At 71.6% G+C, this 11712-nt stretch carries 11 protein-coding genes; 8 read left to right on the top strand and 3 right to left on the bottom strand.

The window, feature by feature from the left end; all coding sequences use genetic code 11:
• Positions 1 to 125: 125 nt before the first annotated feature.
• The gene (locus tag E1165_RS14335; RefSeq protein ID WP_132391644.1) at positions 126 to 959 is read right to left on the bottom strand and encodes a class I SAM-dependent methyltransferase; all 834 of its coding nucleotides are present in this window, start codon (positions 957 to 959) and stop codon (positions 126 to 128) included.
• A gap of 126 nt (positions 960 to 1085) precedes the next feature.
• Here E1165_RS14335 and E1165_RS14330 point away from each other — a divergent pair, with 126 nt between their 5' ends.
• From E1165_RS14330 to E1165_RS14300, 7 genes are all read left to right on the top strand, one after another.
• Positions 1086 to 2168, top strand: a complete 1083-nt coding sequence (locus E1165_RS14330; RefSeq protein ID WP_132391642.1) for an LCP family protein — start codon at positions 1086 to 1088, stop codon at positions 2166 to 2168.
• A 109-nt stretch (positions 2169 to 2277) separates the two neighbouring features.
• Complete coding sequence (locus E1165_RS14325; RefSeq protein WP_132391640.1) at positions 2278 to 3828, top strand: sugar transferase; 1551 nt, start codon at positions 2278 to 2280, stop codon at positions 3826 to 3828.
• Positions 3825 to 5114, top strand: coding sequence for a hypothetical protein (locus E1165_RS14320; protein WP_243704761.1), 1290 nt, complete (start codon positions 3825 to 3827; stop codon positions 5112 to 5114). The genes E1165_RS14325 and E1165_RS14320 overlap by 4 nt, the downstream gene beginning before the upstream one ends.
• Position 5115: 1 nt before the next feature.
• Complete coding sequence (locus E1165_RS14315) at positions 5116 to 5967, top strand: glycosyltransferase (RefSeq protein WP_132391638.1); 852 nt, start codon at positions 5116 to 5118, stop codon at positions 5965 to 5967.
• Positions 5964 to 7046 carry a glycosyltransferase family 4 protein gene (locus E1165_RS14310; RefSeq protein WP_132391636.1) on the top strand — a complete coding sequence of 361 codons (1083 nt, stop codon included), beginning with the start codon at positions 5964 to 5966 and terminating at the stop codon, positions 7044 to 7046. The genes E1165_RS14315 and E1165_RS14310 overlap by 4 nt, the downstream gene beginning before the upstream one ends.
• 40 nt (positions 7047 to 7086) lie before the next feature.
• Complete coding sequence (locus tag E1165_RS14305; protein WP_243704760.1) at positions 7087 to 8001, top strand: glycosyltransferase family 2 protein; 915 nt, start codon at positions 7087 to 7089, stop codon at positions 7999 to 8001.
• Entirely contained in the window at positions 8001 to 8861 is an 861-nt protein-coding gene (locus E1165_RS14300; protein ID WP_132391634.1) for a glycosyltransferase family 2 protein, read from the top strand. Before E1165_RS14305 ends, E1165_RS14300 begins: the two co-directional genes overlap by 1 nt.
• 41 nt (positions 8862 to 8902) lie before the next feature.
• On the opposite strand, the gene E1165_RS29540 is transcribed toward E1165_RS14300, so the two are convergent.
• Both E1165_RS29540 and E1165_RS14290 read right to left on the bottom strand, forming a co-directional pair.
• Positions 8903 to 10513 (bottom strand): O-antigen ligase family protein, encoded by a 1611-nt coding sequence (locus E1165_RS29540; protein WP_207916882.1) that lies wholly within the window; start codon positions 10511 to 10513, stop codon positions 8903 to 8905.
• Between the two features lie 178 nt (positions 10514 to 10691).
• Positions 10692 to 11228, bottom strand: a complete 537-nt coding sequence (locus E1165_RS14290) for an isochorismatase family protein (RefSeq protein WP_132391632.1) — start codon at positions 11226 to 11228, stop codon at positions 10692 to 10694.
• Between the two features lie 261 nt (positions 11229 to 11489).
• Here E1165_RS14290 and E1165_RS14285 point away from each other — a divergent pair, with 261 nt between their 5' ends.
• A complete protein-coding gene (locus E1165_RS14285; RefSeq protein WP_132391630.1) occupies positions 11490 to 11705 on the top strand; it encodes a DUF397 domain-containing protein in 216 nt (71 codons plus the stop codon).
• The last annotated feature ends 7 nt before the right edge of the window (positions 11706 to 11712 follow it).

Below are 11712 nucleotides of genomic sequence, written 5' to 3'. Positions count from 1 at the left end.
GAGGGCGGGCGAACAAGCGGGCTAAGCGAAAGCTAAGACAACCACCCCGGACGGTGGCACGACAGTGCCGCGACGACCACGGCCGGTGATCACCCCGGCGGAGTGACCTCGACCGACGCGGGCGTTCACCACGCGACACCGATCCCGTCGCCCGGGTACCAGTGGTCCAGCGGGGTCTCCTTGTACGCCAGGAAGCGGCGACCGGTGCGTTCGGCGTGTTCGGCCAGGACGTTGGTGACGGTGACGTTGTCGGTGAGCAGGATCGCCCCGGGGGCGAGCTTCGGTTCGACCGCCTCGAACTCCCGTTTCTCGTGGGCGCGGCTGTGGTCGCTGTCGTGCAGGAACAGGTCGACCGGGCGGTCGAGGGCCGCGATGGAGGCGATCGAGTCCCCGATCACCAGGTCGACCACCTCCGACCAGGGGGCGGTGCGGGCGAGGTAGCCGGCCTCGGGGTTGATGTCCAGCGAGGTGAGCCGGCCGGGGTGGCCCTCGGCGGCGTTGCGCAGCAGCGCGGCGGCGAGCACGCAGCTGCCCAGCCCCTTGTCGACGCCGGTCTCCACGACGTGCGCGGGTCGGGTGGCGCGGACGATCGCGTACCAGCCGATCCGGCGGGCGTACCGGACCTGCTTGTCGGCGAGGCCGCGGCGCGCGGAGCCGGCGGTGGCCCGCTCGATGTGGCCGCGCAGCTCGTCGTCCTTCTCGATCTCGTCGAGGTAGGCGCGGACCTGCTTGACCGGGACGTCGCAGACCACGCTGACGAACCAGGCGAGGTGCTGGCGGCTGAGCTTGGTCAGTTCGTAGGTGTAGTTGTGGTGCTCACGGGAGGTGAACAGCCACCGGGTGGTGGTGCGGATGATCTTGGCATCGTGCCGGGCGACCCGGGCGAACCGCTTGGGGAAGGCGGCGACCGGCGCGAGGCGGGTGCGGGCGATGGCCCGGCGAAGCGTCGTTGCGTCCACCCGTGGGTTGTACCAGGCGGAGGTGAGGATCGGCGAGAGCCGTCTCGATTCGCCGGTCAGATGGTCGGGATCGACCGTCCGGACGAGGGTCACCACGGGCAAACGTGAATCAGTAGCATCGCGGCCATGTCCGAACGTCAGCAGCTCGCCGATCCCGACCCGCGACTCCCGGCGTCCGACGTGGATCCCGACGGTACGGGCCAGGCGCCCGCGCCGGCTCCGCGCCGCCGCCGTGGGCGGCGGATCGCGCTGGTCGTGCTGCTGGTGGTGGCCTTGCTGGTCGGCGGTGGGGTCGTCGCGGCCGGGCTCTACTACCGTTCGGTCGACTCCTCGATCGAACGGGTCGAGGCGTTCGACGACGTGCCGCAGGAGTCGCGTCCGCAGGCGGTGGCCGCGGCCGAGGGCGCCATGAACATCATGATCCTGGGCAGCGACTCCCGGGACCAGGAGAACGCCGGCGGGTCCCGCAGCGACACCATCATCCTGGCCCATCTCACCAGGGATCGGTCGAGCGCCCAGCTCATCTCGATCCCCCGCGACACCTGGGTGCACGTGCCCAGGTCGAAGAGTGGACGCGGCGGCCGGGACGCCAAGATCAACGCCGCCTACGCGTGGGGCGGCGTCCCACTCATGGTCCAGACGGTGGAGAAGTTCACCGGGGTGCGCATCGACCACGTGACGATGATCGACTTTGCCGGCTTCAAGGAGATCGTCGACGCGCTCGGCGGTGTCGAGATCGACGTGGAGAAGGACTTCACCACCAAGTACTCGCTCGACCCGAGCGGGAGCCGGACCTTCGTCAGGGGTCGGCAGACCCTGTCCGGTGCGGCCGCCCTGGACTACGCGCGCGAGCGGCACGCCTTCGCCGACGGCGACTTCGCCCGGATCCGACACCAACAGCAGGTGATCAAGGCGATCCTGGACAAGGCGGCCTCCGGCGGCGTGCTGACCAACCCCGGCAAGCTGAACTCGTTCGTCGAGGCCAGCACGCACGCGGTGGCGGTGGACAAGTCACTGTCCCTGGTGGACCTGGCGATGAAGCTACGTCACCTGAGGAGCGACAACCTGACCTTCTTCACCTGCCCCAGCAAGGGGACGGGCCGGGTGGGCAGCGAGAGCGTCGTCTTCGCGGACACGGCGAAGGCCAGGAGCCTCTTCGACGCGGTCCGCCGCGACTCGGTTCCGGAGATCATTACTGCCGGAAAGTAGGAGGCGGATTCACCTCACGGGCTCTGGTGACCACGCCGACCCACTCGTATCCTTCGATCGCCCCCGGCGTTCGCACCTCGCCGGGGGTTGTCACGGGGGAGGATCGACCATGTCACGCCTACCGGCGACAGGTCACCCTGCGGCGACCGCCACGCACCTCGACGGGCCGTCGCAGCAGTCGGCGGAATCGCAGGGCGACCGGGCCGGCGGCGAGGGAACTCGCACAAGCACTCCCGCCGTCCGACTGGTGGCCGACCCGCCCGCCGCCGAGCGACGCGCCGGTCTCGACACCACCGCCGTCCTGCCGTACGCCGGTTCCCGGGCCTCCCGGAGCACCCGCCGGCTGCGGGCCTGGATGATGGCGGCCCCCCTCGACGTCGTCGCGCTGCTCACCCCGCTGCTGATGACCCAGAACTACTGGCGCGGGACGCTGGTCAACGCCGGCCTCACCGTGGCCTTCTTCGCGGCGGGCGGGCTCTACCGGCCCCGCCGGCACGTCGGTTTCCTGGACGAGCTGCCCAGCCTCGGCGGCCGACTGCTGGCATCCGGTGCCGTGGTGGCCATCATCGCGGCCGAGCGCCACGACTCGGTGCAGTACGTCAGTGGCTTCATGCACGGCGTGGCGCTCTCCGCCGGCCTGGTGATCGTGGGCCGTGCGTTCAGCCGGAAGGTGCTCCTCGTCGCGCGCAAGCGCCGGTGGGTGGAGCACAACGCCATCATCATCGGCAGCGGTCCGATCGCGGGCGAACTGGCCCGGCTGCTCCGCCGCTACCCGCAGTACGGCCTGCGGTTCGTCGGCTGCGTCGACGCCACGTCGCGACCGGGCTCCGCGGCGCTCCCGCTGGTCGGCGCTGTCACCGACCTGGAGCACCTGACCAGGATGCTCGACTGCGAGGTGCTGATCATCGCCGACCCGGACTACCCGGAGTCGGCCCTGATGGAGATCCTGCTCCAGCCCACCACGTCTCGCTGCGACCTGTGGGCGGTGCCTCGGCTGTGGGGTTCCCGCTCCCACGGTGGATATCCCGACCACGTCGGCGCCATTCCCATCGTCAAGATCGGTGACATCAGGCTCTCCGGTCCACGATGGGCGGTCAAGCGCGCCTCCGACGTGCTCTTCGCGACGGTGGCGCTGCTCGTCCTCAGCCCCGTGCTGCTGCTCTGCGCCGTCGCGACGTTCCTCGACGGCGGCCGGGGCATCTTCTTCCACCAGGAACGGATCGGCCGGTACGGCAAGCCGTTCAAGGTCATCAAGTTCCGTTCGATGCAGCCGGCCGACGAGCAGGAGTCGCAGACGAAATGGTCCATCGCGCACGACCAACGGGTCGGACCGATCGGCCGCTTCATGCGCCGTACGTCGCTGGACGAACTGCCCCAACTCTGGAACATCCTGCGCGGTGAGATGAGCGTCGTCGGGCCCCGACCCGAACGGCCGTACTTCGTCGAGAAGTTCTCCGTCGAGTACCCGACCTACGCGATGCGCCACCGGGTACCCGTCGGGCTCACCGGGCTCGCGCAGGTCAGCGGCCTGCGCGGCGACACGCCGATCTCCGACCGGGCGAGGTTCGACAACTACTACGTCGAGAACTGGTCGCTCTGGCTCGACATCAAGATCGTGCTGCGTACCGTGGCGGAAGTGTTCCGAGGTGGTGGGCGTTGACCGGCCCCGGCCCGCGTGCCGCCGTCCGGGACGGCGACCCGCCCGGCGGCGAAACGGTGCCGTCACCACCGGAGTCACCCACCGCGCACCGGGTGCCGCGGCTGCTCCGGCGACTCGTCGCACCCGAACTCCTCTACCTCGCCGCCCTCGGCCTGACCGGGGTGGCGGCGGTCGTCTCGGTGACCCTGCCCGCGGCGGAGCGCGGTGAACTGGCCGCCAACATGGTGGCCGCGACGCTGGGCGCGGCCGTCGGCGGACTGTCCCTGGACACGTTCCTGCTCTCCCGCCCGGCCGGTTGGGTCACCGCCCGGGGACGCGCGTGGGTTCTGGCCATGCTCGGCGTCTCGGTGCTGCTCTCCGGTGCCGCCGCCGCACTGCTCACCACGGTGGCCGGCCTCGGCAGCCACCTGGTCGGGGTGGGTGCCGCGGCGGGCCTGACCGTCTTCAACACCGTCTCGTCGTTCGCGCTGCGGCGCCGCAGCTTCCGGCTCGTGTACGCGGTGCGGGCGGCGAGCGGGGCGCTGCTGGTCGGTGGCTATGTCGCCCTTCATGCCGCCGGCTGGCTCGACGGCAACCTGTGGAGCCTGGTCTGGCTCGGCGTCCAGTGGCTCAGCGCGCTGGCCGTCTGTGGCCTGGCGCTGGTGATGGTCCGGCGGGCCGGGCCGGTTCCGCCCGCCTCGGCCACCGCGTCGGACTACCGCGCCGACGTGCTCGCCGTCGGCAACCTGCACGTCGGGATCTTCGCGCAGATGATGACGCTGCGGTTCAACCAGATCCTGGTGGCAAGGTTCGCCGGCGCCGGCCCGCTCGGCGTCTACGCCCTGGCCGTCGCGGCCCTGGAGTTCGCACAGGCCGGCGCCGTGGTACGGGCGCAGCGAATCCTCGCCGACCGGGACGGCGCGGACGGACCGGACCCGACGAAGGCCGTGGTACGGGCCGCTCTCCCGATCGCCCTGGCCGCCGTCGTCGGGCTCGCCGTGCTGGGTTTCCTTCAACCGGAGTACCGGCACGCGTGGGTCCTCGGGCTCCTGCTGCTGCCCGGTTCGCTGGCCACCGCGGCCGGCAAGAGCTGGAGCGCCCTGTTGTTGAAGAGGCGGGGCGAGCGGCCGACGACCGCTGTCGCCCTCGTCACGGCGGCCGTCGCGATACCCGCGTACTACGGGATCATCCCCTGGGCCGGCGCGGTCGGGGCGGCGCTCGCCTCCTCGCTCGCCTACGCCGTACACGCCTTCGGGTCGAGAGCTAGCCTGCGGCGCGCGCAGCCGCCGAGTCATGGGACGGTGTGACATGGATGCCTCGATCGTGGTCCTCGCCTGGGAGGACTTCACGCGCACGCGCGCCTGCGTCCTGTCGCTGCCCCGCGAGGCCGAGATCGTCGTCGTGGACAACGGCAGTTCCGAACAGATCCGGCAAGCCCTGGCGGAGTTCTGCGCCCAGCAGGGCGTGCGGTACGTGCAGTCCGGCTCGAACCTGGGCTACGCCCGGGGGATGAACCTCGGCGTACGCCACACGAGCCGGTCGAACGTCATCCTGTCCAACAACGACATCGTCGTGCACGACGGTGCCGTGGCCCTGCTGCTGGCCGCCCTGGACGACCCCGGGGTGGGCGCGGCCTTCCCCGCCGTGGTGACGCCGGAGGGCGTGCCGCAGACCGAGGGAGGGCGGTTCCTCAGCGTGCGGGTCGGGTTGGCGCACGCCACCGGGCTGAGCCTGGTGGCGCCGAGGCTGCGGATCGTCGCACCGCCGGAGCGGGCGGACTGGCTGACCGGGCCCTTCGTCGCCCTGCGCCGGGACACCTTCGACACCATCGGCGGGGTCGACGAGACGTCCTACTTCTACTCCGAGGACATGCGGCTGTGCTGGGCCGTCCGGCAGCGGGGCATGCGGCTGGCGTACGTGCCGGACGCGGTCATCATGCACGAGGACGACGCGACCGCCAGGCGACGCTGGTCGGAGGAGGAGATCTCGCAACGACGTACCCGCGAGTTCATCCGGGCGAGCCGGGACATGGGAGGCCGGCGCGGCCGGGTCGCCGCCACGGCGTACGTCTTCGGGGTGCTGCTGCGGGCGGCGGTGGGCGCGAACCCGGTACGGCGGGCCATCGCGCGCGGCGCCGTCGAAGGGCTGCGTGCCTCGTGAGGGTGCTCTTCGTCTGCACCACCGGCGGTTCCGGGCGACGCCAGCTCGGTGGCGCGGAGCGGATCCTCACGGAGCTCATCCCGGCGCACGCCCGGACCGGGGTGGAGGTGGTCGCCGCCACCTCCGACGACGAGGTGGGCAGGGCGTTGCGGGAGGCCGGGGTGCCCTGGACCGGGCTCGGTGCCCGCGGTCGCGTCGACCTGGCCTACGCGCGGGAGATCCGTCGTCTCGTCCGCGAGGTGCGGCCGGACGTGGTCTGCGCCCACCTGCTGTCGGCGGCGATGCACGCCCGGGCGGCGCTGAGCACCGAACGCACCCGGACTCCCCTCGTGGTCACCCTGCACAACAGCCTCTGGCAGTACCGGGACACGGCGGGCTCACTCCGGCACAAGGCCATGGTCCAGTCGAACATCACGCTCGACCTGGCGCTGCGCCGGCTGCGGCCACACGCGACGGTCGCGGTGTCCGAGTTCGAGGCCGTTGAGTTGCGTGACCGCGGCGGGGTCGACGACGTCCACCTGATCCCGAACCCGCTTCCGGTCACCTGGCCGGAGCCACCGCCGGTGGCCCCGGCGGTGGCCGGTCGACGGCCGGTGATCGGCTATCTCGGCCGGTTGGAGCGGGAGAAGGGCGCCGACCTGCTGCCCGAGATCGCCTCCTGCCTGCCGGACGCGGACTTCGTGGTCGCCGGGGCCGGCTCGCTGCCGATCGCCGCCCGCCCGAACCTCGAACTCGTCGGCCGGGTCGACGCGGCGGACTTCCTCCAGCGGATCGACTGCCTCGTGGTGCCGTCCCGGGTCGAGTCGTTCGGGCTCAGCGCGCTCGAAGCGCTGTCCCTGGGCGTGCCCGTGGTGCACACCGGCGCCGGCGGCCTGGCGGAGGTCACCCGGCACGCCACCGGCACCCTGGCGTTCCGGGCCGACCCCACGCCCGCCGCGCTGGCCGACGTGCTCCGGCAGGCGGTCGGCTCCGCCGCGACTGCGGCGCAACGGCAGCGGGTGGCCCGTTGGTACGCCGAGGAGTACGCCTTCGACCGGTGCGTCACGCGCTGGCAGCGCCTCTACCGGTCGCTGACGTGACCCCGGGTGACCTGAGCAGGCAACGGAAGGCGGTGCCCGCGTGGCGCAGGAACTGACCATCGTCACGGTGCTCTACCGGTCCGCGGACATGCTCGCCGAGACGCTCCCCACCTGGGTACGCGCCGCCGAGGGACTGCCGGTGCGGTTCGTCTTCGCCGACAACTGGCCCCAGGACGGGTGCGGGAAGGTGATCGGCGGCTGCCTGGACGACGACCGGTACGAGTACCTGCCCGACTCGTCGAACCCGGGCTTCGCGGCCGGCTGCAACCGGGCGGTGGTGGCGGCGAGGACGAGCCACGTCATGCTGCTCAACCCGGACGTCTGGCTGCCCGACGACGCGCTGGCCCGGGTCTGCGCCGCGATCACGAAGGATCCCGACGCCCCCGTCGCGGTCGGCCTGGCCATGCACGGCGGCGAGTACGTCGGCATCGACCTGCATCCGGTCTCGCTGTTCATCGACCGCCCGGCCACGGTGTCGCGCTCGCCGCTGGGCCCGTCGGGCGGCGCGGCGGTGTTCCCCACCGAGCTGTTCCGCCGGTTCGGAGGGTTCCACGAGCACTTCTTCGCCTGGGGTGAGGACGCCGACCTCGCCTTCCGGCTCTACGCCGCGGGCGTGCGCACCCGGGCGCTCGATGTGGTGCTCCCGCACGCCGGGGGCCACAGCGTCGACGGCGACAGCCGGCTCCAGGGATTCCGGGCCTTCCTGCTGGCCCGCAACCGGCTCCTGGTCGCGGCCCGCACCTTCACCTGGCCACTGATGCTCGTCGCGGTGCCGGTCCTCGCGGCGGCGCACCTCGCGCTGGCCGCCCGACGGGCCCGGCAGGGCCTGCTGCGGCCGTTCCTGCGGGGGGTGGGGCGTGGCCTGCGGGAGGGGCCGGCAGCCCGCCGCCAGTGGCGGGGCGAGCGCTTCGGCTTCGCCACCCTGTACGGCTATCTGACAGTTCGGAGAGCGTGATGGCGGGACACCGGTGGAGTGTCGTGACGGTCAGCTACCAGTCGGCGGAGACACTCCGCCGCTGCTGGGGCGGTGACCCGAAGCCGTACGAGTGGATCGTCGTGGACAACTGCTCGACGGACGACTCGGTCGCGGTGGCGCAGGAGTTGGGCGCCCGGGTCATCCGGCTGCCGGAGAACGTCGGCTTCGCCCGGGCCAACAACGTCGCGCTGCGCGAGGCCACCGGCGAGTACGTGCTGTTCGCCAACCCCGACCTCGAGGTCCGCCCGGACGGCCTGGACACGCTGCGGCGGCACCTCGACACGCACGGCGGCCTGGTAGCCCCCCAACTGCTCGCCTCCGACGGCGTGCCGCAGCCGAACGGCCGGGGTTTCCCGTACGCCACCGCGAAGCTCGGCAACCGGAAGCTGTGGCCGCTGTCCCGCCTGCACGCCGCGTACCGGATGGTGGCGGAACCGGGCGAGGCGCGCTACGTGGCCTGGGTGATGGGCGCGGCCGTCGCCGGGCGCACCGCGGACGTGGTCCGGTTGGGCGGCTGGAACGAGCGGTTCTTCCTCTACTACGAGGACCACGAGCTCGGGCTGCGGGCGTGGCGGCACGGCCTGCCCGTGGTGTTGCTGGGCGACGTGCGGTGGACGCATCACTGGGCCCGCGCGACGAACTCGCTGCGCTGGTCGCGGGCGCACAGCCTGGAGCTGCGCGGCGCCCGGACCTTCTTCGGCATGTTCCCCGAGTTCCTGGTCGGGTTGCCGCCGGCCGCCCGCCGGCACCGGCGCGCCGCCGGCCTGATCGGGTCGCCGGTGCCCCGACCGTCGGTCACTGACCCGACGGCCCGGCCCGACCCGACCGCCGTGGGCTGACCTACGTTCGGCGTCCGTCCCCGAGGGACGGACGCCGGAACTCACCGGAGAGCGGGGGCCGCCGCCGGGCGGCGGTTACGCCGGCCGAGGGCCGGCAGCGGCCGGGCGGTCAGCGACGGGTGCTCGGCCGCGCCCAGCGCCACCGCCAGCAGGGCCACGGCCACCGCCCCGGGCCACAGCCACACGTCGAAGAAGAAGACCTGCGCCGAGAACCCCACCAGCAGGACGCGGGCCGGCAGCGACCGCAGGTGCCGGAACAGGACCACCAGCAGGGACAGCAGGCCGGCCAGGCCGATGAGGCCGAAGTTGTACCAGAAGGTCAGGTACGTGTTGTCGAAGACCTCCGCCTGACCGTCGCCGATACCGACGTGCTCCAGGTAGCGCACGTTGGATTCCGGGCCGTTGCCGAAGACGACGGTGGACCAGTCGCGCGTGATGCCGTCCCAGACGACGCTGATGCGGGTGAAGCGCGCGCCGGCACTTGCCGGGTCGGAGAACCTGGACCCCGCCACGCCGACCGCGTCGGCGGGCCCGGTGGGGCTCGGCGCGGGAGCCTGCGAGGCGGCGGTTTCGGTCTCGGGCGCGGGGGCCGCCGAGGTGGGCGCCGGAGCCGCCGATGTGCGGGCGGGGGCCGCAGACGTCGGCGCGGGGGCCGCCGATCCGGGTGTGGGGACTGCGGGCGTGGGTGCCGGTGCCGCCGCGGTCGGTGCGGGGGCGGCCACGTTGGACGCCGGCTCGGAAACGGTGGGCGCCAGGATCGACGGCGCCACCGCCACGGCCGCGTAGGCGACCGCGCCGACGGCGATCGCGCTGCCCACCCCCCGGAGGGAGATCCTCCGCCACCGGACGAACAGCCAGGCCGCGAGGGCGAGGACCATGCCCACCCAGGCGCTGCGGGTCCCGGAGAGCACCAGCGCCACCAGGTTGGCGGTGAACGGGACGTACCAGTACCGGCCCCGCAGGGTCAGCGCGACGAGCGCCATCGCCATCGCGAAGCTGCCGTAGATGATGGGGTGCCCGGAGATCCCCACCGCCCGGGTGTTGTCGAAGGCGGAGGTGTACGTCCAGTGGTAGGCGAACTGGTCGAAGATCGGCCAGCTGCGGGACAGGGTCTGGTACTTCGCGAAGACGGCGACGGCGACGCTGAACCAGGTGAGCGCTTCCGCGATCCGCCGGATCGTCCGTGGGTCGCGGCGCGCCTCCTCCACCAGGTGCCAACCGAGTACCCCGTAACACAGCAGCGGCGCGAGGCCGACGACGACCGGCTTGGCCCCGTGCCAGTGGACGAGCCCCGCGAGCACGGCGCACGCCGGGAGCAGCAGCGCCGCGCCGATCAGCCTGGGCTGCCAGCCGTCCCGTTCGGCGCGCAGCACCCGGCCCCAGCCGGCGAGGACGAAGAGGACCAGCAGCAGGGTGTACGTGGGGTTCGTCGGGTAGCCGGGATCGATGGTCACCGGAACGGTGAAGGCGATGACCAGGACTGCCCAGGTGATGCGCAACGGTTCGCAGAGCACCCAGCCGAGCAGCGCGCCGACCCCGACCGCGAGCGCGAACTGCCACCTGCCCGTCACCAGGAACCCGACCGCCAGGGCGGCAAGGCCGAGCCCACCGACGAGACGGGCTGGCTTGACGGTGGCAGACGACTCTCGCACCGTGCGATCGTACGGATCAGTCACCACCTGTCGACACCGGGTGTCCATCGGCATATCCTCAACCGGTCTGGTGTGTCCCGCGCAAGTTCCGGATGTGATGATCTCGAACTACGTAGCGCGTTCTGGTGAGACCCGCAAAGCGAGGCGAGAGTCCCCCGACCAGTAAGCGCGGCAGGCGTCAACTGAGCCAGTCGAGTACCTCGTCAGTGGTGACGACCTCGCCGAACCGCGGCAGAACCACCGTCAGAGCGTGGTCATGCTCCGCCGCCGCCACACCGCTCATCGCATCGGCCACGAAGATGACCTCGAACCCGTAATCGGACGCAGCGCGCGCAGTCGACTCGACACCCATCGTCGTGGCGAGGCCGGTCATGACCACTGAAGACACACCGCGCTCCCGCAGCTGGTCGGCCAAGCCTGTGCCGTAGAACGCACCAATGGTCTGCTTCACGACAATGATGTCACCGGGCTGCGGCTCCATCTCCGGGACGAACCCACTGCCCGGGGGCTGCTCGGCAACGCCCGGCCGATCCACCCGGACCAGCACCACGGTGCCGCCTGCCCGGCGGAACGCTGTCACCAGGCGGCTTGCCCGGGCCACCACGTCAGCCCCCTTGTGGGGACCCATGTCCTGCTCGACGATACGCGGCATCAGGTCCACAACGATCAGCGCGGTGCGTCCGGCAAGGAATGGCCTGGTAAGGAGTGAGGGCATCCGGTGACCCTAACACCCCGGTCGGCACGGCATGCCGCAGTCGATTGCGCGTCATCGCAACCTGACCAACAGAACATCCTCCACGCCAGTTGGGGCGAACACCTCACCGGCTTCCTCCGAGTGCTACGGAGCGTCACCGGACTCGGGGTCACCACACCTCGGGATAGGCCGTTCTGAATAGCGTTCGTGGGCCCGCATAGCGAAGCCGCGTTGAGCGAAGCGCGGTCCGCAAACTCATCGCCTCAATCGCAGAGCAACGACATGACCACGCTCACCTGGAAGAAGAGCACGCGAAGCAACTGGGGTGGCAACTGCCTCGAAGTTGCCGTACCGCCTGAGGTCGTCATGGTCCGGACAGGGTGTTCCTCGACTCCGGAACCGTTTCGTGTCACCTGCCACTGTGGTGGCACGCCCCTCGCATGGCACAGCAGCCGCCTCACCAGTGCCGACACTTTCGCCCGGGTTGGGTTAGGGTGACGCCCGG

Origin of the sequence: Micromonospora sp. KC723 (genome assembly GCF_004348595.1) — a bacterium.
Taxonomy (GTDB): Bacteria; Actinomycetota; Actinomycetes; order Mycobacteriales; family Micromonosporaceae; genus Micromonospora.
This window is presented reverse-complemented; position numbering and strand designations above follow the sequence as displayed.

Coding starts and splice junctions, on each gene's coding strand:
- E1165_RS14285 (WP_132391630.1), top strand. CDS start 11,490: ATGACCACGCTCACCTGGAAGAAGAGCACGCGAAGCAACTGGGGTGGC.
- E1165_RS14315 (WP_132391638.1), top strand. CDS start 5,116: ATGGATGCCTCGATCGTGGTCCTCGCCTGGGAGGACTTCACGCGCACG.
- E1165_RS14290 (WP_132391632.1), bottom strand. CDS start 11,228: ATGCCCTCACTCCTTACCAGGCCATTCCTTGCCGGACGCACCGCGCTG.
- E1165_RS14330 (WP_132391642.1), top strand. CDS start 1,086: ATGTCCGAACGTCAGCAGCTCGCCGATCCCGACCCGCGACTCCCGGCG.
- E1165_RS14300 (WP_132391634.1), top strand. CDS start 8,001: ATGGCGGGACACCGGTGGAGTGTCGTGACGGTCAGCTACCAGTCGGCG.
- E1165_RS14325 (WP_132391640.1), top strand. CDS start 2,278: ATGTCACGCCTACCGGCGACAGGTCACCCTGCGGCGACCGCCACGCAC.